This window comes from Streptomyces sp. SID8374 (assembly GCF_009865135.1).
Classification (GTDB): domain Bacteria; phylum Actinomycetota; class Actinomycetes; order Streptomycetales; family Streptomycetaceae; genus Streptomyces.
This window is the reverse complement of the sequence record NZ_WWGH01000001.1, coordinates 4980773-5001223: the sequence shown is the minus strand read 5'-3', so window position 1 is coordinate 5001223 and position 20451 is coordinate 4980773. Positions and strand designations below refer to the sequence as shown.

Sequence of the window (20451 nt, the reverse complement as noted above, 5' to 3'; positions counted from 1 at the left end):
GTAGATTTGTTCCCTTTTGATCAGTTTGATGCGCAACTAATTTTCGGCGTCACCCGGCGGGCGCCTCACGGCATGCGGGCGCGATCACTCACCCGGCCACTGCGGGCTCCGCTTCTCGTTGAAGGCGGCCACGCCCTCCGCCCGGTCCCCGGAGAAGGCCACCGACCGCCAGGCCGCGTCCTCCACCTCCAGCCCCGCCCGCAGGTCGAGGCCGTGCCCCAGCCGGAGCGCCTTCTTGGCCGCCCGCAGTCCGACCGGCGAGTTGGCGGCCATCCGGGCCCCCAGCGCGAGCGCCTCCTCCCGGTCCCGGCCCGCCGCCACCAGCTCGTCCACGAGCCCCAGCTCCCGCGCCTCGGCCGCCTCCACCCGCCGCGCGGTGAAGACCAGCTCGGCGGCGCGGGCCGCCCCCACCCGGCGCGGGAGCAGCTGCGTACCGCCGCCGCCGGGGATGACGCCCACGGACACCTCGGGCAGCCCGACCTCGGCGGTGGCGTCGGCGACGATCACATCGCAGGCGAGGGCCAGTTCGAAGCCGCCGCCGAGGGCGAAGCCGTGCACGGCGGCGATCGTCGGCATCGGCAGCTCCAGGACACCGGTGTAGGCGGCCCGGGCGGTGGGCCGCTGGCGTACCAGCTCGGCATCCGTGAAGGAGTTCCGCTCCTTGAGGTCCGCGCCCACGCAGAAGGCCCGCTCATGGCTGGAGGTGAGGACGGTGACGCGGACGTCCCGGTCGGCGCCGAGGGCCTCGCAGGCGGCGGCGATGGAGCGGGCCATGTCGGTGGAGACGGCGTTCATGGCCTTCGGCCGGTCGAGGACCAGCTCGGCCACGTGCTCCTGGCCCGCGTGCCGCCGTACGGCGACGAACTCCCCGAACCGCTGCTCGGACGTGACGGTCATGACTGCACCCCTGTCGGTCGACTGCCGGTGAACGCCGGTTAACGCGCGTCATCGACAGGGATCCTAGACAGGGCGTCCGGGGAACCGACAGGGCGAGCCGGGCCCGAGAACGTAAAGACGCGGCTCAGGACCCCGTCTTCCCCCGCCGCGCCAGCAGCCACGGCTCCACCACGCCCAGCCCGCGCACCGGCCGCTGCCACATCGGCTGGAGACCGAAGCGGTACGTGGGCAGCGGCGGCTCGTCGACCGCCTCGCGGCCCTCCTTCTCGGCCAGCCGCGCCCGCTCGGCGGCGGCCGCGACCTCCTCGGCGGCCTGGGCCTCCGACTCCGGGGCGTCCCCGTGCCGGACCAGCTCCTTGGCGAACGCCCCGTCCACCAGGACGGCGTCCTTCGGAGCTATCGAGGTGAGCCGGCTGGCGAGGTTGACCGTGGTGCCGAAGACGTCCCCCATGCGGGTGGTGACCGTGCCGAAGGCGATCCCGACGCGCAGGGCGGGCATCGTCTCGTCCTGGGACATGGCCTCGATCAGCCGGAGCGCTATCTCGGCGGCGGTGCCCGCGTCGTCGGCGGCGAAGAGCACCTCGTCGCCGAGGGTCTTGATGAGCCGTCCGCCGTGCGCGGCGACCAGGTCGGCGGCGGTCGTCTCGAAGGACTCGACCAGCTCGCCGAGCTCCTCCTCCTCCAGCCGCCGGGTCAGCCGGGTGAAGCCGACGAGGTCCGCGAAGCCGACGGCCAGGCGCCGGTCGACCATCTCGTCGTCGTCGGCCGCCTGCACGACCCGCCCGGTCGCGGCGGCCAGCTGGCGCCGCCACACGTAGACGAGGAACTCCTGGAGCTCCGGCAGCAACAGCTCCACCAGCGGATACGTGACCTCGGTCCGCGTCATCCCCGGCTCGGGCGGCTCGGTCAGCCCCTCCAGGAACGAGTCGATCTGCCACTCCGCCAGCCGAGCGGTGGTCTGCCCGGTGGAGCGGGCCACCTGGATCGCCATCGGCTCGCTGAGCAGCCCCGCCTCCACGAGACCCGCGAGCCGGCGCAGGGCCAGCACGTCGGCCTCGGTGAGCGCCTTGGCCTGGCCGATGTCGGCGAACCCCATGGCCCGCCAGAACCGGGAGGCCAGGTCCATGGAGACCCCGGCGGTGCGGGCGGCCTGGAAGGGGGTGTAGCGGCGGTCGGCGCCGAGGATCAGCGCTTCGAGGCGGATCGCGAGGGGGTCGTCGGTCGGTTCGGCCGTGTGGTCGACCTCGTGATGCGGGGTGGCATGGACCGAGGAGTCCGACGGGCGCTCCTCGCCCGCGCCGGACGTCGTGTCGCCGACGGTCACCAGCCGCCTCCTGCCCGTTCCCTGCGCACTGCCTGCCGATCTGTCGCTGATCGCCCCAACAGTGATCTGTCGCTGGATCGCCTCAACAATACGGCAGGTGTGCCCTAGCTCACGTCCTTCGTCGCCCGATACGGGTGCGTCGCGCGTGACATCCGCCGGTTACGCGCTGTCCACCCCATACCCGGACCCCTCGGCGTACGGGCATCCGGTCCTCTCAGGTCAGCCCGCCCGCCGCACCCCGCAGGTGGACGATGTCCCCGGCCGACACCGGCTGCTGGAGCCCGTCCTCGGTGGAGAGCACCAGGCGCCCGTCGCCGTCGATCGCGACGGCCTGCCCGACCAGGGAGTTCCCGCCGGGCAGCTCGGCCCGTACGGTCCGGTCCAGGGTCGCGCACCCGGCCGCGTACGCCGCCTGGAGTCCGCTGGCCGCCGCGTCCCCGCCGGCCGCCTTCCACTCCCCGTACCAGTGCTCCAGCGAGCGCAGGACGGCCCGCAGCAGGGTCTCCCGGTCGGTGGATACGGCTCCGGCGAGCGCCAGGGACCCGGCGGTGGGGGCGGGCAGCTCGTCCGCGCGCAGCGAGACGTTGATGCCGAGGCCGACCACGATGCCGTCGCCTGCGAACTCCCCGAGGATGCCGCCCGCCTTGCGCTCCTCGCTCGGTGGGGTCTCCCCTGGACGGAGTTTGCCGGAGCCCTTGGGGACCGTCACCAGCAGGTCGTTGGGCCACTTGAGTGAGGTGTCGACGCCCGCCGCCTTGGCGAGGCCGGTCGCGGCGGCCACCCCGGCGAGCAGCGGCACCCACCCCCACCGCTCCACCGGCACATCGTGTCCGGGCTCCAGGTAGACCGAGAGGAACAGCCCGGAACGCGGCGGCGCGGTCCAGCTGCGCTCCAGCCGGCCGCGCCCGGCGGTCTGCTCCTCGGCGACCAGGACCGTGCCCTCGGCCAGGTCCTCGGAGCGGGCCCGCTCCGCGAGGTCGGAGTTGGTCGATCCGGTGGTCTCCACGACCTCCAGCTCGCTCCAGAGCGACTCGGGCCGCAGCAGTCCACGGCGCAGCGCGGTCACGTTCAGGGGCGGCCGGTCCAGGTCCGACCAGCGGTTGTGTGACGCATCCGGTGGTGTCATGCAAGCCACCCTAGGTGTGGCAAAGGACGCACTGCCTTTCCGGAGGCGCGCCGATACCCTACGAGTCAGTAGCCGGAGAGTTACGTACGAGAGTTGCGTAACCAGAAGTTACGAGCCAGTAGCCGCAGAGCCGGACAGACGACCGGTCGTCCCCCCGTGACCGCTACCGATCGTCGTCCCCGTGATCAGGCAGGGAGCCGCCCCCCGATGTCCGAGCCGCAGAGCGACATCCACACCACCGCGGGCAAGCTCGCGGACCTGAGGCGCCGCATTGACGAAGCGACGCACGCGGGTTCGGCCCGCGCGGTCGAGAAGCAGCACGCCAAGGGCAAGCTGACGGCCCGTGAGCGGGTCGACCTCCTCCTCGACGAGGGCTCCTTCGTGGAACTCGACGAGTTCGCCCGGCACCGCTCCACCAACTTCGGCATCGAGAAGAACCGCCCGTACGGCGACGGTGTCGTCACCGGGTACGGCACGGTCGACGGCCGCCCCGTCTGCGTCTACTCGCAGGACTTCACCATCTTCGGCGGCTCGCTCGGCGAGGTCTACGGCGAGAAGATCGTCAAGGTCATGGACTTCGCGCTGAAGACCGGCTGTCCGGTCATCGGCATCAACGACGGCGGCGGCGCGCGCATCCAGGAGGGTGTGGCCGCCCTCGGCCTCTTCGCCGAGATCTTCCGCCGCAACGTGCACGCCTCCGGGGTCATCCCGCAGATCTCGCTGATCGTCGGCCCGTGCGCGGGCGGGGCGGTCTACTCCCCCGCGATCACCGACTTCACGGTGATGGTCGACCAGACCTCGCACATGTTCATCACCGGCCCCGACGTCATCAAGACGGTCACCGGCGAGGACGTCGGCTTCGAGGAGCTGGGCGGAGCCCGTACGCACAACACCACCTCCGGGGTGGCGCACCACATGGCGGGCGACGAGAAGGACGCCATCGAGTACGTCAAGTCCCTTCTCTCCTACCTCCCTTCGAACAACCTCTCCGAGGCCCCGGCCTTCCCGGAGGAGGCGGACCTCGCGGTCACCGACGAGGACCGGGAGCTGGACACGCTCATCCCGGACTCGGCGAACCAGCCGTACGACATGCACACCGCGATCGAACACGTCCTGGACGACGCGGAGTTCCTGGAGACCCAGGCCCTGTTCGCGCCGAACATCATCACCGGGTTCGGGCGGGTGGAGGGCCACCCGGTCGGGATCGTCGCCAACCAGCCGATGCAGTTCGCCGGCTGTCTGGACATCGACGCGAGCGAGAAGGCGGCGCGCTTCGTCCGGACCTGCGACGCGTTCAACGTGCCGGTCATCACCTTCGTGGACGTGCCGGGCTTCCTGCCGGGCGTGGACCAGGAGTACGGCGGCATCATCCGGCGCGGCGCCAAGCTGATCTACGCCTACGCGGAGGCGACGGTCCCGCTGATCACGGTCATCACCCGCAAGGCGTTCGGCGGCGCGTACGACGTGATGGGCTCCAAGCACCTGGGCGCCGACCTGAACGTGGCGTGGCCGACCGCCCAGATCGCCGTCATGGGCGCCCAGGGCGCGGTGAACATCCTGCACCGCCGCACCATCGCCGCCGCCGAGGACCCGGACGCCACGCGCGCCGAGCTGATGGCGGACTACGAGGACGCGCTGCTCAACCCGTACGTGGCGGCCGAGCGCGGCTACGTCGACGCGGTGATCATGCCGTCCGAGACCCGGGCCCACATCGTGAAGGGGCTGCGTCAGCTGCGGACGAAGCGGGAATCACTGCCCCCGAAGAAGCACGGCAACATCCCGCTGTAGAACTGGCCGCCCGCTCGCCCGCTCACAGAAAGGTCTGCCCATGATGATCAAGGTCGTACGGGGCAACCCGACCCCCGAGGAGCTGGCCGCCGCCCTGGCGGTGGTCCAGGCCCGCGCCGCGGCGAGCGCCGCCGTCTCGTCCGGCGCGCCCGTCCCGACCGAGCAGTGGTCCGACCCGGGCCGCATCGCCCGTACGGGCCGCCCGCAGCCGGGCCCGAGGGCCTGGGCCCGGACGTACTGGCCGGCCTGAGCCACGTGTCTCCGGCCCGGGCGCCGCTGCCTCTTGAGTACCCGTACTCAGGCGCATCGGCGCCCGGCGGGGGCAGGATCGGAAGCATGCTGTGGTCCGACCCCGAGAACAAGCCGCCGAAGGAACTGCGCGACGCCCAGGACATGATGCGCAGAGCGGGCTTCGTGCTCGCGCTGGCGATGCTGGTCGCGATGTTCGTGCTCGGCACCCGCTGAGCCCTCACCAGGGTCTACGGGGTCAAGGGTCTACGGGGTCTTTCGAGGGCGCGGGCTCCTTCTACGATGGCCGGTATGACTGATCAGCGCCGTCTCGTGCTCGCCTCCGCCTCCCCCGCCCGCCTCGGCCTGCTCCGCCAGGCGGGTTTCGCCCCCGAGGTGATCGTCAGCGGGGTCGATGAGGACGCCCTGAGCGCCCCGACCCCGGGTGAACTGGCCCTGGTGCTGGCCCGGGCCAAGGCGGCGGCGGTCGCGGAGCGCCCAGAGGCGGCGGGCGCCCTGGTCATCGGCTGCGACTCGGTGCTCGAACTGGACGGCGAGGCGCTCGGCAAGCCGGCCGACCCCGAGGAGGCCACCGCCCGCTGGAAGGCGATGCGCGGCCGCTCCGGCATCCTCCGGACCGGCCACAGCGTGATCGACACCGCCTCGGGCCGCCACGCCTCGGCGGCGGCGTCCACGGTCGTACGGTTCGGCGAGCCGAGCGACGCGGAGGTCGCCGCGTACGTCGCGTCGGGCGAGCCGCTGCACGTGGCCGGAGCCTTCACGCTGGACGGCCGCTCGGCGCCGTTCGTCGACTCCATCGAGGGCGACCACGGCAATGTGATCGGCCTCTCGCTGCCGCTGCTGCGCCGCCTGCTGGGCGAACTGGGCATCTCCGTGACGGAGTTGTGGGTCTGAGCCGTTGCGGGTGTGAGCCCGGCTTCCGCGAGGCGGGCGGCGGGCGGCGGGCGGCGGGCGGCGGGCGGCGGGCGGCGGGACAGCCTCCACGGGACGGGCCCCGGCTCAGACCGCCGCCGGGACCGCCTCGTCGCCCACCCGGTCCTCGCCACGGCCCTCGGGCCCGTACGAGAGCAGGGTGAACACCAGCAGGGCCAGCACCACCATCATGAAGGCGAACGCGGCCCAGCCCACCAACCCCACGGTCACCGCGCCGAGCACCCCGTGCACCACCGCGCAGCCGATCAGCGTGATCCGCCCGAACCGCCCCGGCGAGCGGTCCCGGACCCCGGCGAGCAGCGCGATCAGCCCGCACCCGATCAGGAGCAGGGCGGAGACCCCGCCCAGCACCCAGGTCCCGGTGGTCATGGCCTTCGGGTCCATACCGGCCAGCGACATGTTCTGGTTCTCGGCGACCGTGGCGAGGACGGCGTTGACCGCGAAGATGCCCGCCGCCTCCCCGAACAGCACGAGCGCGGTCACGATCGCCACCGATCTGCGCAGCACGGCGCCTCCCCTGTCTCCCTGCTTTGTCACCTGCGGCCCACCTGCGGCCTGTTACCCGCAGTACGTGCGTGTCGCGGACCTTACTCACCGGTATTCCTTCGGACAAGGGGTTCGACCGTCCCGCACGCCGCGCAAAGAATCCCTCGGCCGTTCGTAGGGACTCCACAAAGAAACGCCGTGAGGCGTTGACCTTAAAGACAGAGACCTGCACCACACCCGATGGTTACTGTGCGGTTGTAGAACCCGGCGTACCGTGGTGCCACAAGGGATTTCACTACTGGGGCAAGCCTCGGATCACACTCCGTGTGGGCAAGCTCACCATTGGGGACGGGTCGTAGCGCCGTGTCGGTAGTCCCTAAACTCAGCTTGTTTCAAGGAGGGAGTCATCGTGCGCAAGGTGCTCATCGCCAACCGTGGCGAAATCGCTGTCCGCGTTGCTCGGGCGTGCCGGGACGCGGGGATCGCGAGCGTGGCGGTCTACGCCGATCCGGACCGGGACGCGTTGCACGTCCGGGCCGCCGACGAGGCGTTCGCTCTGGGCGGTGACACCCCGGCCGCCAGCTACCTGGACATGGCCAAGGTGCTCCAGGCCGCCGCGGACTCCGGTGCGGACGCCGTCCACCCCGGCTACGGGTTCCTGTCGGAGAACGCCGAGTTCGCCCAGGCCGTCCTGGACGCCGGGCTGACGTGGATCGGCCCGCCGCCGCAGGCCATCCGGGACCTGGGTGACAAGGTCGCCGCCCGCCACATCGCGCAGCGCGCGGGCGCGCCGCTGGTGGCCGGTACGCCGGACCCGGTGGAGGGCTCCGCCGAGGTCGTGGCGTTCGCCGAGGCCAACGGGCTCCCGATCGCCATCAAGGCCGCCTTCGGTGGTGGCGGGCGCGGGCTGAAGGTCGCCCGCACGCTGGAGGAGATCCCGGAGCTGTACGACTCCGCCGTCCGCGAGGCCGTCGCCGCGTTCGGGCGGGGCGAGTGCTTCGTGGAGCGCTACCTCGACAAGCCCCGCCACGTGGAGACCCAGTGCCTGGCCGACCAGCACGGCAACGTGGTCGTCGTCTCGACCCGTGACTGCTCGCTCCAGCGCCGCCACCAGAAGCTGGTGGAGGAGGCCCCGGCCCCCTTCCTGACCCAGGCACAGAACGACGAGCTGTACGCGGCGTCCAAGGCGATCCTGAAGGAAGCCGGTTACGTCGGCGCCGGCACGGTCGAGTTCCTCGTCGGGGTCGACGGCACGATCTCCTTCCTGGAGGTCAACACCCGCCTCCAGGTGGAGCACCCCGTCACCGAAGAGGTCACCGGCATCGACCTCGTACGCGAGATGTTCCGCATCGCCGACGGCGAGGAGCTCGGCTACGGCGACCCGGCCGTGCGCGGGCACTCCTTCGAGTTCCGGATCAACGGCGAGGACCCGGGCCGCGGCTTCCTCCCGGCTCCCGGCACGGTGACGACGTTCGCCCCGCCGACCGGCCCCGGTGTCCGTCTGGACGCGGGCGTCGAGTCCGGCTCGGTCATCGGCCCGGCGTGGGACTCCCTCCTCGCCAAGCTGATCGTCACCGGCGCCACCCGCGAGCAGGCCCTCCAGCGCGCCGCGCGTGCGCTGGCGGAGTTCCAGGTCGAGGGCATGGCCACCGCCATCCCCTTCCACCGCGCCGTCGTCGCCGACCCGGCCTTCACCGCGGACCCGTTCACCGTCCACACCCGGTGGATCGAGACGGAGTTCGTCAACGAGATCAAGCCGTTCGCCGCACCCGCTGACGCGGACGCCGAGGACGAGGCCGGTCGCGAGACCGTCGTCGTCGAGGTCGGCGGCAAGCGCCTGGAGGTCTCGCTGCCGTCCTCGCTCGGCATGTCCCTGGCCCGTACGGGCCTGGCGGCCGGTGCGAAGCCGAAGCGCCGCGCGGCGAAGAAGGCCGGCTCCGCGGCCTCCGGCGACTCCCTCGCCTCCCCGATGCAGGGCACGATCGTCAAGGTCGCGGTCGAGGAGGGCCAGGAGGTCAAGGAGGGCGACCTCGTCGTCGTCCTGGAGGCCATGAAGATGGAGCAGCCGCTGAACGCGCACCGCTCCGGCACGGTCAAGGGGCTCACGGCGGAGGTCGGCGGTTCCGTCTCCTCCGGCGCCCTGATCTGCGAGATCAAGGACTGACGGCTCAGTTCGTACGGAGGGGCCCGGCCGGCGTCGTCACGACGCGGCCGGGCCCCTCCGCGTGCAGTGGCATCCTGGACCCCACGAGAGGTGCGCGGACCGAGGGAGGGCGGGAGCCATGGCAGGGCCGATCTCGATGGAGACGGGCACTTCACGGCCGCCGGAACGGCCGATGCGCGCGGACGCCCGCCGGAACCACGAACGCCTCGTCGGCGTGGCCCGTACGGCCTTCGCCGAGCACGGCACCGATGCCTCGCTGGAGGACATCGCGCGCCAGGCGGGCGTGGGCATCGGCACCCTCTACCGCCACTTCCCCCACCGCCACGCCCTGATGAACGCGGTCTTCCAGGACGCCCTGTGCTCCCTCCTGGACCGCTCCCGGGAGCTGGCGGGCGCGGAGGCCCCGTGCCAGGCGCTGGTGGACTGGCTGGGGGCGATCATCACTCATGCGGGTGAGTACCGCGGCCTGGCCCGCGCGCTCATGTCGGCCTCGCGGGACGAGAGTTCGGCGCTGGCCCAGTGCCATCTGCCGTTGCGGGAGGCGGGGGCGGGGCTGTTGCGGCGGGCGCAGGAGAGCGGGTCGGTGCGGGGGGATGTGTCGATCGACGACCTGTTGCAGCTGACGAACGCGATCGCGCTGGCGGCGGAGCAGTCGCCGGATGATCCGGGGCTGGCGGGGCGGTTGCTGCGGTTGACGTTGCGGGGGTTGAAGTAGGGCCCACCCGGGCCCGTCTCTTCCCGGAACCGGGGCGCTGCCCCGGACCCCGTCTGTCCTCAAGCGCCGGACGGGCTGAGGTTTCGGGGCTCCGCCCCGTACCCCGCTCCTCAAACGCCGGAGGGGCTGACATAGCGCACCTCGCCCGTCGAACGCCCGCTGACGGCAGACAGCCCGGTCGGCTGACACAGCGCCGCATCTCCGTCACCGAGGGCGGAGGACCGGCAGATCCAGCCCCTCCGGCGTTCGAGGAGCGGGGGTCCGGGGGCAGCGCCCCCGACCGGGCCCCGGGCCCCGGGTCTACCGGCGCCGCAGGTCCGCCACCCTCGCCCGCTCCCCCGACGACGGCGCCTGGTCGGACAAGGAGGACGTGCTGCGGAGCTGCGGGCCGAGACCGCCGTTCCGGCCCGTCGTCGTCCGGCGCTGGCCCGGGAGCGGCATGTCCCGGCGGGGGCCGCGGTCGCCGGACGGGCCGTCGGACGCGTCCGCGTCGGGGCCCGCAACCGTGACCTCCACTCCCTGGTCCGCCAGCGCCTGGAGCTCCGCGGCCGCACGCTCGTCGTGGAGTGGGGGCTCGTCCGTCACCAGGCGGGTGATCAGCTCCGTGGGCACCGTCTGGAACATCGTGTCGGCGCCCAGTTTCGTGTGGTCCGCCAGCACGACCACCTCCGCGGCGGCCTGCACGAGGGCCCGGTCCACGCTGGCCGAGAGCATGTTGGAGGTGGACAGGCCGCGCTCGGCGGTGAGGCCGCTCCCGGAGAGGAAGGCCCGGGAGACCCGCAGCCCCTGGAGGGACTGCTCGGCCCCGCTGCCCACCAGCGCGTAGTTGCTCCCGCGCAGGGTGCCGCCGGTCATGACGACCTCCACCCGGTTGGCATGGGCCAACGCCTGGGCGACCAGCAGCGAGTTGGTGACCACGGTCAGGCCGGGGACCCGCGCGAGCCGGCGGGCCAGCTCCTGCGTGGTCGTACCGGCGCCGACCACGATGGCCTCGCCCTCACCGACCAGCGAGGCCGCCAGATCGGCGATGGCCGTCTTCTCCGCGGTGGAGAGATGGGATTTCTGCGGAAAGCCGGACTCCCGCGTAAAACCGCCCGGCAAGACCGCACCGCCGTGCCGGCGGTCGAGGAGTCCTTCTGCCTCCAGTGCCCGCACGTCCCGCCGTACGGTCACTTCGGAGGTCTGGACGACGCGGGCGAGCTCACGGAGCGATACCGCCCCGTTGGCACGCACCATTTCGAGGATCAACTGACGACGTTCTGCAGCGAACACGAAACTGACAGTAACCTGGCCGCCGGTGAGTTTTCAGCAGTTTGCGCCGAATAACGGAAGTTGTACATCCGGCGGACCTGCAAGTGGTATACGGACTTTCGTTGTTGTCCGGGTGTGATCACCGAGCGGTCACCACCCTCGTCCGGAGTGACGGGGGTTGCCGGGGAATGTCGGAATTCCCCGGCAACCGCAAGGCCTCCACCAGGACTTGACCCGGCGTCAGCCCTCGTCGGTCAGCTTGCGGGTGTGCAGCTGCCGCGCCACTTCCGCGATCGATCCGGACAGCGACGGGTACACGGTGAACGCCTTTGCGATCTGTTCCACGGTCAGGTTGTTGTCGACCGCGAGCGAGATCGGGTGGATCAGTTCGCTGGCGCGCGGCGCGACGACGCAGCCGCCGACCACGATCCCCGTACCGGGTCGGCAGAAGATCTTGACGAAGCCGTCGCGGATGCCCTGCATCTTGGCGCGCGGGTTGCGCAGCAGCGGCAGCTTCACCACCCGGGCGTCGATCTTGCCCGCGTCCACATCCGCCTGGCTGTAGCCGACGGTGGCGATCTCCGGGTCGGTGAAGACGTTGGCGGAGACCGTCTTGAGGTTCAGCGGGGCGACCGCGTCGCCGAGGAAGTGGTACATCGCGATCCGGCCCTGCATCGCGGCGACCGAGGCGAGCGCGAAGATGCCGGTGACGTCACCGGCCGCGTAGACGCCGGGGGCGCTGGTGCGCGAGACCCGGTCGGTCAGGATGTGGCCGGAGTCCTTCAGCCGTACGCCGGCCTCCTCCAGGCCCATGCCCGCCGTGTTCGGGATCGCGCCGACCGCCATCAGGCAGTGCGAGCCGGTGATGACCCGGCCGTCGGCGAGCGTCACCTCGACCCGGTCGCCGACCCGCTTGGCGGACTGGGCGCGGGAGCGGGCCATCACGTTCATGCCCCGGCGCCGGAACACGTCCTCCAGCACGGCGGCCGCGTCCGGGTCCTCGCCCGGCAGCACCCGGTCGCGGGAGGAGACGAGGGTGACGCGGGAGCCGAGCGCCTGGTAGGCCCCGGCGAACTCGGCGCCGGTGACACCGGAGCCGACCACGATCAGCTCCTCGGGGAGCTCGTCGAGGTCGTAGACCTGGGTCCAGTTCAGGATGCGCTCGCCGTCCGGCTGCGCGTCCGGGATCTCGCGGGGGTGCCCGCCGGTCGCGATCAGCACCGCGTCGGCGCTGAGCCGCTCCTCGGTGCCGTCGGCGGCGGTGACGACGACCTGGCGGGAGCCGTCGGCCGCCTGGAGCCCGTCCAGCCGGCCACGGCCGCGCATCACGCGGGCGCCGGCCCGGGTGACGGAGGCGGTGATGTCGTGGGACTGGGCGAGCGCGAGGCGCTTGACGCGGCGGTTGACCTTGCCCAGGTCGACGCCGACCACCCGCGCGGCCTGCTCCTTGTGCGGCGTGTCGTCGGCGACGATGATCCCCAGCTCCTCGTACGAGGAGTCGAAGGTCGTCATCACCTCGGCCGTCGCGATCAGGGTCTTCGATGGCACACAGTCGGTGAGTACCGAGGCCCCGCCGAGGCCGTCGCAGTCGACGACGGTCACCTCCGCGCCGAGCTGGGCGCCCACCAGAGCCGCCTCGTAGCCGCCGGGGCCGCCGCCGATGATCACGATCCGGGTCACGAAAAGTCCGCCTCGCGTGGGTGTCATCCCCACGGCCGTCTGCCGCCCCGGCCGGGGGTCCGGGGGATCGCCCCGGGGGAATGCAGTACGTACTCCATTGTCCCGCACGCGCCAAACAGATTCGCCCCGGGGCCCTCCATACGGGAGCGGAGGCTCCGGACGTACGGGAGCCGAGCCTGCTGACGCACGGGAGCGGAGGCTCCGGACGTACGGAAGCGGAGGCCGCTGACGGACGGGAATCGCCCCGCCCGCACAGCCCTTCGAACCCCCGCCCGGCACTCCCCCGACCGGGGCCTTCGTCACAGGAACCGGCACTCCCGCGCCCCCCTCCCGTACCCTCGGTCCCATGTCGCTCTACGCCGCGTACGCCGGCAACCTCGACGCGCGGCTCATGACCCGCCGCGCCCCGCATTCCCCGATGCGCAGCACCGGCTGGCTCAACGGCTGGCGGCTGACCTTCGGCGGGGAGCAGATGGGCTGGGAGGGGGCGCTGGCCACCGTGGTGGAGGCGCCGCGTTCCCAGGTCTTCGTCGCGCTGTACGACCTGGCGCCGATGGACGAGGACTCCATGGACCGCTGGGAGGGCGTCGGCCTCGACATCTACCGGCGCATGCGCGTGCGCGTGCACACCCTGGACGGCGAGGAGCCGGCCTGGATGTACGTGCTGAACGGGTACGAGGGCGGCCTGCCCTCCGCGCGCTACCTGGGCGAGATCGCCGACGCCGCCGAGTCCGCCGGCGCCCCCCACGACTACGTGATGGGCCTGCGCAAGCGCCCCTGCTGAGCGGTTCCGCGCGGCGGCTTTCGTGCGAAGCCACAAAGCCACCCGGCGAGTCTTTGCACCGGTACATCTACGCGCGTAGGCATTCAGCGGTTACGCTCTTCCGCGTGAACGCATCAGTTATTCCGGACAACATCCAGGGCGACCCGTACGCAGCCGCTGCCGGGGCCGCCGCCCGCCTGCGCGAGCTGACCGGCGCCGAGACCCACGACGTCGCCCTGGTCATGGGCTCCGGCTGGGCGCCCGCGGGCGAAGCACTCGGCGAGCCGGAGGCCGAGTTCCCCGTCACCGCGCTCCCCGGCTTCCCGGCGCCCGCGGTCGAGGGCCACGGCGGCACCATCCGCTCGTACAAGATCGGCGACAAGCGCGCGCTGGTCTTCCTCGGCCGCACGCACTACTACGAGGGCCGCGGCGTCGCCGCCGTCGCCCACGGAGTCCGTACGGCGGTGGCCGCGGGCTGCAAGACCGTCGTCCTGACCAACGGCTGCGGCGGCCTGCGCGAGGGCATGCGCCCCGGCCAGCCGGTGCTGATCAGCGACCACATCAACCTCACGGCGACCTCGCCGATCGTGGGCGCCAACTTCGTCGACCTGACCGACCTGTACTCGCCGCGCCTGCGCGCGCTGTGCAAGGAGATCGACGACACCCTCGAAGAGGGCGTGTACGTCCAGTTCCCCGGCCCGCACTACGAGACCCCGGCCGAGATCAACATGGTCCGGGTCCTGGGCGGCGACCTGGTCGGCATGTCCACGGTCCTGGAGGCCATCGCGGCCCGCGAGGCGGGCGCCGAGGTGCTGGGCCTCTCCCTGGTCACCAACCTGGCGGCGGGCCTCTCCGGCGAGCCCCTGAACCACGAGGAAGTCCTCCAGGCGGGCCGCGACTCGGCCACGCGGATGGGCGCCCTGCTGGCCCAGGTGCTGGACCGCATCTAAGCCCACTCGGGCCACCCCCCAGCCCGTCCGGCGTTTGAGGACCGGGGTCCGGGGCGGAGCCCCGGTTTCGGGAAGGGGCGGGGAGGGGAACAGCCCGCGCAGCGCCCACCCCACCCCACCCCACCCGGCCCCACGCCGACGCCCGGCCCCGCACCGACACCCGCCCCCGCACCCACCCCCGTACGCCCCCTCCGCACACCCCGAAAGGCGGACCCCGTGCAGCACGACCTCATCGCGCAGGCCAGGACCTGGCTGGCCGAGGACCCCGACCCCGAGACGCGCGACGAGCTGGGCGCCCTCATCGAGGCGGGCGACACCCAGGAGCTCGCCGCCCGTTTCGCGGGCACGCTCCAGTTCGGCACCGCCGGGCTGCGCGGCGAGCTGGGGGCCGGGCCCACGCGGATGAACCGGTCCGTGGTGATCCGGGCGGCGGCGGGCCTCGCCGCGTATCTGAAGGACCAGGGCCAGGAGGGCGGGCTCGTCGTCATCGGCTACGACGCCCGCTACAAGTCGGAGGACTTCGCGCGCGACACCGCCGCCGTGATGACCGGCGCCGGACTCCGCGCCGCCGTGCTCCCCCGCCCGCTCCCCACCCCCGTACTCGCGTACGCCATAAGGCACCTGGGCGCCGTCGCCGGCGTCGAGGTCACCGCCAGCCACAACCCGCCCCGCGACAACGGCTACAAGGTCTACCTCGGCGACGGCTCGCAGATCGTGCCCCCGGCCGACGGCGAGATCGCGGCCGCCATCGCCGCGGTCGGCCCGCTGGACGGCGTGGTCCGCCCCGAGGACGGCTGGGAGACCCTCGGCGAGGAGGTCCTGGCCGCCTACCTCGCCCGTACGGACGCGGTCCTGGCCCCCGGCAGCCCCCGTACGGCCAACACCGTCTACACCGCGATGCACGGCGTCGGCACCTCCGTGCTGACCGCCGCGTTCGAGCGCGCCGGGTTCCCCGCACCGGTGCTCGTCGCCGAGCAGGCCGAGCCCGACCCCGCGTTCCCCACCGTGGCCTTCCCCAACCCGGAGGAGCCCGGCGCGATGGACCTCGCCTTCGCCACCGCACGCCGGGCGGCGCCGGACCTGGTCATCGCCAACGACCCGGACGCGGACCGCTGCGCCGTCGCCGTACCCGACCCCGCCACCGAGGGCGGCTGGCGGATGCTGCGCGGCGACGAGGTCGGCGCGCTGCTCGCCGCGCACCTGGTGGAGCGGGGCGTCAGCGGCGTGTTCGCCGAGTCGATCGTGTCGTCGTCGCTGCTCGGCCGGATCGCGGAGAAGGCGGGCCTCGGTTACGAGGAGACGCTGACCGGCTTCAAGTGGATCGCCCGGGTGGACGGCCTGCGGTACGGGTACGAGGAGGCGCTCGGCTACTGCGTCGACCCCGAGGGCGTCCGCGACAAGGACGGCATCACCGCCGCCCTGCTCGTCGCCGAGCTGGCCTCCGTACTCAAGGAGCAGGGCCGTACGCTGCTGGACCTGCTGGACGACCTGGCGCTCGCCCACGGCCTGCACGCCACCGACCAGCTGTCGGTGCGGGTGGAGGACCTGACGGTCATCGCCGACGCCATGGCCCGGCTCCGCGAGCAGCCGCCGACCGCGCTGGCCGGCCTCCCGGTCACCTCGGCCGAGGACCTGTCGCAGGGCACGCCCGCGCTGCCGCCCACGGACGGGCTGCGCTACCAGCTGGAGGGGGCCAGGGTGATCGTCCGCCCGAGCGGCACCGAGCCGAAGCTGAAGTGCTACCTGGAGGTCGTGGTCCCGGTCGCGGACGCCGCCGGGCTGCCCGCCGCACGGGCCCGGGGCGCGGAGCTGCTCGCCGGGATCAAGCGGGACCTGGCGGCGGCCGCCGGGATCTGAGGCGTGCGTACGGAAGAGGACCGGCACCCGGCAGAAGCGCTGGGTGCCGGTCCTTACGCGTCGGACGGACGGGCTCCTCAGCCGATCGCCACCAGCACCGCGAACAGCACCACCCCCACGACGGCCGGGGCGACGACCTCGTACGCCCAGCGCACCGTGCCGGTGGTGGTCCCGCCGGCCGCCTCGCCCGCCCTCTCCGCGAGCCCCCGCAGCTCCACGATCGTCTGGTCGGCGGCGGCGATGGGCGGCGCGCTGTGCCGGTGGGCGTCGGAGCCCGCGCCCGCGCCGGGCGAGAACCGGCCGTAGGCGTCCTTGTGCGGCGCCCGGCCCGCCGCGCGCGAGGCCCGCTTGCGGTCGCGCAGCGAGACGGGGACCGCCCACAGCTGGTACTTGGTGCCGCCGGCCGCGGTCAGCTCGGAGGAGTACCCGGCCCGGACGTCGGCGACCTCCGTCCAGGGCAGCTGGATCGTGCGGAACGGGTTGCGGATACGGATGCGCTCGTCGTTCACGAAGACGGCGGGCCGCAGGGTGAACGCCACGATCAGCGGCACGGCGGTGAGCAGGGCGGCCAGGGCCAGCCACGGGGCCTGTCCCTCGCCCCGGAGCAGGGCGTCCCCGGCCATCACGGCGACCAGCACAAGGAGCAGCACTCCGCAGACCAGCGCGGATGTCGAGCGGTAGGTCCGGTCGGCGAACTGCGGTTCTGCGGGGGGTGTGGGGCTCGTCATGGGGGCGATTCTGCCTGACGGGCCCGAAGGAGCGGCCTCCGACCACCCGGGCCGGGCATCCGGGCCCGGTGGCAGGCACGGGGAAGGGGCCGGGCGGAGGGGGCATCCGCGCCGAGCGCATGTGTGGCGGTGCGCACGGTTGAGCGGGACCCCTGTACAGGTCGCTACGCGCGTAGATATGCTCCCCTGGTGACCATGCCCACCACTGCTCCCTCCCCCAAGCTCTCAGCTGCGTTCGAGCAGGGAGGTACCCCCCTCTCCGACGCGACGGCGTCCGACAGTTCGCTGCGCCGCTTCCTGTTCGGGCTGCCCGGCGTCGACGCCGTCGGCCTCGAAGCGCGCGCCGCCTCCCTCGGAACCCGTTCGATCAAGACGACGGCCAAGGCGTACGCCATCGATCTCGCGATCTCGATGATCGACCTGACGACGCTGGAAGGCGCGGACACCCCGGGCAAGGTCCGGGCTCTCGCCGCCAAGGCCGTCCACCCCGACCCGACCGACCGCACGACCCCGCGCACCGCCGCCGTCTGCGTCTACCCCGATATGGCCGCCACCGCCGCCGCCGCGCTCGCCGGTTCCGGTGTGAAGGTGGCGTCCGTGGCGACCGCCTTCCCGGCCGGCCGCGCCGCGCTGGACATCAAGCTGGCCGACGTCCGTGAGGCCGTGGCGGCGGGGGCCGACGAGATCGACATGGTGATCGACCGGGGGGCCTTCCTCTCCGGCCGCTTCATGAAGGTCTACGAGGAGATCCTGGCCGTGAAGGCCGAGTGCGGGACCGCCCGCCTCAAGGTGATCTTCGAGACCGGTGAGCTGTCCACGTACGACAACATCCGCCGGGCCTCCTGGCTCGGGATGCTGGCGGGCGCGGACTTCATCAAGACCTCGACCGGCAAGGTGGCCACCAACGCCACCCCCGCCAACACGCTGCTGATGCTGGAGGCCGTCCGCGACTTCCGGGCGCAGACCGGCGTGCAGGTCGGTGTGAAGCCGGCCGGCGGTATCCGCACCACCAAGGACGCGGTCAAGTTCCTGGTGCTGGTGAAGGAGACGGCGGGTGAGGACTGGCTGGACAACCACTGGTTCCGGTTCGGCGCCTCCAGCCTTCTCAACGACCTGCTGATGCAGCGCCAGAAGCTCAGCACCGGCCGTTACTCCGGCCCCGATTACGTGACGGTGGACTGATAAGCCATGGCATCCGCATTCGAGTACGCACCGGCGCCGGAGTCCCGTTCCGTCGTCGACATCGCCCCTTCGTACGGGCTGTTCATCGACGGTGAGTTCACCGAGGCCGCCGACGGCAAGGTCTTCAAGACCGTCTCGCCGAGCACCGAGGAGGTGCTCTCCGAGGTCGCACGGGCAGGGGCGGCGGACGTGGACCGGGCCGTGAAGGCGGCACGGAAGGCGTTCGAGAAGTGGTCGGCGCTGCCCGGCTCCGAGCGCGCGAAGTACCTCTTCCGGATCGCGCGGATCATCCAGGAGCGCAGCCGTGAGCTGGCCGTCCTGGAGACCCTGGACAACGGCAAGCCGATCAAGGAGACCCGCGACGCGGACCTCCCGCTGGTCGCCGCGCACTTCTTCTACTACGCGGGCTGGGCCGACAAGCTGGACCACGCGGGGTACGGGGCCGACCCCCGGCCGCTGGGTGTGGCGGGCCAGGTCATCCCGTGGAACTTCCCGCTGCTGATGCTGGCGTGGAAGATCGCCCCGGCGCTCGCCACGGGCAACACGGTGGTGCTGAAGCCCGCCGAGACGACCCCGCTCTCCGCGCTCTTCTTCGCGGACATCTGCCGCCAGGCCGGGCTGCCCAAGGGTGTCGTCAACATCCTCACGGGTTACGGGGACGCGGGCGAGGCCCTCGTCACGCACCCGGACGTCGACAAGGTCGCCTTCACCGGTTCGACCGCCGTCGGCAAGGCCATCGCCCGCTCGGTGGCGGGCACGGACAAGAAGGTCACGCTGGAGCTGGGCGGCAAGGGCGCCAACATCGTCTTCGACGACGCCCCCATCGACCAGGCCGTCGAGGGCATCGTGACCGGCATCTTCTTCAACCAGGGCCAGGTCTGCTGCGCGGGCTCCCGGCTGCTGGTGCAGGAGTCGGTGCAGGACGAGGTGCTGGACGCGCTGAAGCGCCGCCTGTCCACGCTGCGCCTGGGCGACCCGCTGGACAAGAACACCGACATCGGCGCGATCAACTCCGCCGAGCAGCTCGCCCGGATCACCGCGCTGGTGGAGACCGGTGAGGCGGAGGGCGCGGAGCGCTGGAGCGCCCCCTGCGAACTGCCGTCGTCGGGCTACTGGTTCGCGCCGACCCTGTTCACCAACGTCACCCAGGCCCACACGGTCGCCCGTGACGAGATCTTCGGCCCGGTGCTCTCCGTGCTCTCGTTCCGCACCCCGGACGAGGCGGTCGCCAAGGCCAACAACAGCCAGTACGGCCTCTCGGCGGGCATCTGGACGGAGAAGGGCTCCCGCATCCTCGCGGTGGCGAACAAGCTCCGCGCGGGCGTCGTCTGGGCCAACACGTTCAACAAGTTCGACCCCACGTCGCCGTTCGGCGGCTACAAGGAGTCGGGCTACGGCCGCGAGGGCGGCCGCCACGGCCTGGAGGCGTACCTCGATGTCTGAGCAGAACCGACTTGGCGTCTTCAAGACCTACAAGCTGTACGTCGGGGGCAAGTTCCCCCGCTCCGAGAGCGGCCGGGTGTACGAGGTGACCGACTCCAAGGGCCAGTGGCTCGCCAACGTGCCGCAGTCCTCGCGTAAGGACGCACGCGACGCGGTCGTGGCCGCGCGGAAGGCGTTCGGCGGCTGGTCGGGCGCGACCGCGTACAACCGCGGCCAGGTCCTCTACCGCGTCGCCGAGATGCTGGAGGGCCGCAAGGAGCAGTTCGTCCGCGAGGTCGCGGCTGCCGAGGGGCTGTCGAAGTCCAAGGCGGCGGCCGTGGTGGACGCGGCGATCGACCGCTGGGTCTGGTACGCGGGCTGGACCGACAAGATCGGGCAGATCTCCGGCGGGGCGAACCCGGTCGCGGGCCCGTTCTTCAACCTCTCCACGCCCGAGCCGACCGGTGTGGTGACGGTCCTCGCGCCGCAGAAGTCCTCGCTGCTCGGCCTGGTCTCGGTGATCGCCCCGGTCATCGCGACCGGCAACACGGCGGTCGTCATCGCCTCGGCCGACGCCCCGCTGCCCGCGCTCTCGCTGGGCGAGGTGCTGGCCACCTCCGACGTCCCCGGCGGCGTGGTCAACATCCTGTCCGGCGCCACGGCCGAGCTGGCTGCCCCGCTCGCCGCCCACCAGGACGTCAACGCGATCGACCTCACCGGCGCGGGCCCGGAGCTGGCCAAGGAGCTGGAGATCGCGGCGGCGGACAACCTGAAGCGGGTCCTGCGCCCGCGGCCTGCCGAGGCGGACGGCTCGGACGCGTCCACCGACTGGCTGGCCGCGCCCGGCACGCACCGGCTGACGGCGTTCCTGGAGACCAAGACGGTCTGGCACCCGACGGGTGCGCTGGGGGCGTCAGGTTCGTCGTACTGACGTAC

The 20451-nt window shown here is 72.3% G+C and carries 19 protein-coding genes; 12 read left to right on the top strand and 7 right to left on the bottom strand.

All coding sequences use genetic code 11. The features are described 5' to 3' along the window. Positions 1-84 precede the first annotated feature (84 nt). From GTY67_RS22375 to GTY67_RS22365, 3 genes are all read right to left on the bottom strand, one after another. Positions 85-897 (bottom strand): enoyl-CoA hydratase-related protein, encoded by an 813-nt coding sequence (locus GTY67_RS22375; RefSeq protein ID WP_093690670.1) that lies wholly within the window; start codon positions 895-897, stop codon positions 85-87. 124 nt (positions 898-1021) lie between these two features. Then, positions 1022-2221, bottom strand: coding sequence for an adenylate/guanylate cyclase domain-containing protein (locus tag GTY67_RS22370; protein WP_161279779.1), 1200 nt, complete (start codon positions 2219-2221; stop codon positions 1022-1024). A gap of 214 nt (positions 2222-2435) precedes the next feature. Then, a complete protein-coding gene (locus tag GTY67_RS22365; protein ID WP_093690666.1) occupies positions 2436-3347 on the bottom strand; it encodes a biotin--[acetyl-CoA-carboxylase] ligase in 912 nt (303 codons plus the stop codon). Positions 3348-3554: 207 nt separating this feature from the next. Here GTY67_RS22365 and GTY67_RS22360 point away from each other — a divergent pair, with 207 nt between their 5' ends. The 4 genes from GTY67_RS22360 to GTY67_RS22350 all read left to right on the top strand — a co-directional run bounded on the left by GTY67_RS22360 (position 3555) and on the right by GTY67_RS22350 (position 6278). After that, positions 3555-5135 carry an acyl-CoA carboxylase subunit beta gene (locus tag GTY67_RS22360; RefSeq protein ID WP_093690664.1) on the top strand — a complete coding sequence of 527 codons (1581 nt, stop codon included), beginning with the start codon at positions 3555-3557 and terminating at the stop codon, positions 5133-5135. 43 nt (positions 5136-5178) lie between these two features. Then, positions 5179-5385 carry an acyl-CoA carboxylase epsilon subunit gene (locus GTY67_RS22355; protein WP_161280224.1) on the top strand — a complete coding sequence of 69 codons (207 nt, stop codon included), beginning with the start codon at positions 5179-5181 and terminating at the stop codon, positions 5383-5385. 86 nt (positions 5386-5471) lie between these two features. After that, a complete protein-coding gene (locus tag GTY67_RS35340) occupies positions 5472-5600 on the top strand; it encodes a hypothetical protein (RefSeq protein WP_093690662.1) in 129 nt (42 codons plus the stop codon). 66 nt (positions 5601-5666) lie between these two features. Next, positions 5667-6278 carry a nucleoside triphosphate pyrophosphatase gene (locus GTY67_RS22350; RefSeq protein ID WP_161279778.1) on the top strand — a complete coding sequence of 204 codons (612 nt, stop codon included), beginning with the start codon at positions 5667-5669 and terminating at the stop codon, positions 6276-6278. Between the two features lie 105 nt (positions 6279-6383). On the opposite strand, the gene GTY67_RS22345 is transcribed toward GTY67_RS22350, so the two are convergent. After that, entirely contained in the window at positions 6384-6821 is a 438-nt protein-coding gene (locus GTY67_RS22345) for a hypothetical protein (RefSeq protein ID WP_161280223.1), read from the bottom strand. Between the two features lie 391 nt (positions 6822-7212). Between GTY67_RS22345 and GTY67_RS22340 the strand changes: the two genes are divergently transcribed. Together GTY67_RS22340 and GTY67_RS22335 are read left to right on the top strand one after the other, a co-directional pair. Continuing rightward, the gene (locus GTY67_RS22340; protein ID WP_093690658.1) at positions 7213-8967 is read left to right on the top strand and encodes a biotin carboxylase N-terminal domain-containing protein; all 1755 of its coding nucleotides are present in this window, start codon (positions 7213-7215) and stop codon (positions 8965-8967) included. Positions 8968-9085: 118 nt separating this feature from the next. Next, a complete protein-coding gene (locus tag GTY67_RS22335) occupies positions 9086-9682 on the top strand; it encodes a TetR family transcriptional regulator (protein WP_093690656.1) in 597 nt (198 codons plus the stop codon). Positions 9683-9982: 300 nt separating this feature from the next. Here GTY67_RS22335 and GTY67_RS22330 read toward each other — a convergent pair whose 3' ends face one another. Next, on the bottom strand, positions 9983-10954 hold the full coding sequence (locus tag GTY67_RS22330; RefSeq protein ID WP_161279777.1) for a DeoR/GlpR family DNA-binding transcription regulator: 972 nt from the start codon (positions 10952-10954) through the stop codon (positions 9983-9985). Positions 10955-11173: 219 nt separating this feature from the next. Next, complete coding sequence (locus GTY67_RS22325; protein ID WP_093690652.1) at positions 11174-12613, bottom strand: NAD(P)H-quinone dehydrogenase; 1440 nt, start codon at positions 12611-12613, stop codon at positions 11174-11176. A gap of 346 nt (positions 12614-12959) precedes the next feature. On the opposite strand from GTY67_RS22325, the gene GTY67_RS22320 reads away from it, so the two are divergent. The 3 genes from GTY67_RS22320 (at position 12960) to GTY67_RS22310 (ending at position 16183) form a co-directional block, all read left to right on the top strand. Then, positions 12960-13397, top strand: a complete 438-nt coding sequence (locus tag GTY67_RS22320; RefSeq protein ID WP_015610940.1) for a gamma-glutamylcyclotransferase — start codon at positions 12960-12962, stop codon at positions 13395-13397. Between the two features lie 104 nt (positions 13398-13501). Further along, positions 13502-14326, top strand: coding sequence for a purine-nucleoside phosphorylase (locus GTY67_RS22315; protein ID WP_093690649.1), 825 nt, complete (start codon positions 13502-13504; stop codon positions 14324-14326). Between the two features lie 216 nt (positions 14327-14542). Then, positions 14543-16183 (top strand): phospho-sugar mutase, encoded by a 1641-nt coding sequence (locus GTY67_RS22310; RefSeq protein WP_161279776.1) that lies wholly within the window; start codon positions 14543-14545, stop codon positions 16181-16183. A 77-nt stretch (positions 16184-16260) separates the two neighbouring features. Here the strand turns inward: GTY67_RS22310 and GTY67_RS22305 are convergent, their stop codons facing one another. Next, positions 16261-16911, bottom strand: a complete 651-nt coding sequence (locus GTY67_RS22305; RefSeq protein ID WP_161279775.1) for a PH domain-containing protein — start codon at positions 16909-16911, stop codon at positions 16261-16263. A 195-nt stretch (positions 16912-17106) separates the two neighbouring features. On the opposite strand from GTY67_RS22305, the gene deoC reads away from it, so the two are divergent. Genes deoC through GTY67_RS22290 form a run of 3 tightly spaced genes read left to right on the top strand, consistent with a single transcriptional unit; the run spans position 17107 to position 20446 of the window. Next, positions 17107-18093 (top strand): deoxyribose-phosphate aldolase, encoded by a 987-nt coding sequence (gene deoC, locus GTY67_RS22300; RefSeq protein ID WP_237502876.1) that lies wholly within the window; start codon positions 17107-17109, stop codon positions 18091-18093. 6 nt (positions 18094-18099) lie between these two features. After that, a complete protein-coding gene (locus GTY67_RS22295) occupies positions 18100-19536 on the top strand; it encodes an aldehyde dehydrogenase family protein (protein ID WP_093690645.1) in 1437 nt (478 codons plus the stop codon). Continuing rightward, positions 19529-20446 carry an aldehyde dehydrogenase family protein gene (locus tag GTY67_RS22290; protein ID WP_161279774.1) on the top strand — a complete coding sequence of 306 codons (918 nt, stop codon included), beginning with the start codon at positions 19529-19531 and terminating at the stop codon, positions 20444-20446. Before GTY67_RS22295 ends, GTY67_RS22290 begins: the two co-directional genes overlap by 8 nt. Positions 20447-20451: the final 5 nt, after the last annotated feature.

What these genes read in the sequence shown, in the direction of transcription:
- GTY67_RS22375 (WP_093690670.1), bottom strand. Translation starts at nt 897, where the DNA reads ATGACCGTCACGTCCGAGCAGCGGTTCGGGGAGTTCGTCGCCGTACGG.
- GTY67_RS22365 (WP_093690666.1), bottom strand. Translation starts at nt 3,347, where the DNA reads ATGACACCACCGGATGCGTCACACAACCGCTGGTCGGACCTGGACCGG.
- GTY67_RS22360 (WP_093690664.1), top strand. Translation starts at nt 3,555, where the DNA reads ATGTCCGAGCCGCAGAGCGACATCCACACCACCGCGGGCAAGCTCGCG.
- GTY67_RS22355 (WP_161280224.1), top strand. Translation starts at nt 5,179, where the DNA reads ATGATCAAGGTCGTACGGGGCAACCCGACCCCCGAGGAGCTGGCCGCC.
- GTY67_RS35340 (WP_093690662.1), top strand. Translation starts at nt 5,472, where the DNA reads ATGCTGTGGTCCGACCCCGAGAACAAGCCGCCGAAGGAACTGCGCGAC.
- GTY67_RS22350 (WP_161279778.1), top strand. Translation starts at nt 5,667, where the DNA reads ATGGCCGGTATGACTGATCAGCGCCGTCTCGTGCTCGCCTCCGCCTCC.
- GTY67_RS22335 (WP_093690656.1), top strand. Translation starts at nt 9,086, where the DNA reads ATGGCAGGGCCGATCTCGATGGAGACGGGCACTTCACGGCCGCCGGAA.
- GTY67_RS22320 (WP_015610940.1), top strand. Translation starts at nt 12,960, where the DNA reads ATGTCGCTCTACGCCGCGTACGCCGGCAACCTCGACGCGCGGCTCATG.
- GTY67_RS22305 (WP_161279775.1), bottom strand. Translation starts at nt 16,911, where the DNA reads ATGACGAGCCCCACACCCCCCGCAGAACCGCAGTTCGCCGACCGGACC.
- deoC (WP_237502876.1), top strand. Translation starts at nt 17,107, where the DNA reads ATGCCCACCACTGCTCCCTCCCCCAAGCTCTCAGCTGCGTTCGAGCAG.
- GTY67_RS22295 (WP_093690645.1), top strand. Translation starts at nt 18,100, where the DNA reads ATGGCATCCGCATTCGAGTACGCACCGGCGCCGGAGTCCCGTTCCGTC.
- GTY67_RS22290 (WP_161279774.1), top strand. Translation starts at nt 19,529, where the DNA reads ATGTCTGAGCAGAACCGACTTGGCGTCTTCAAGACCTACAAGCTGTAC.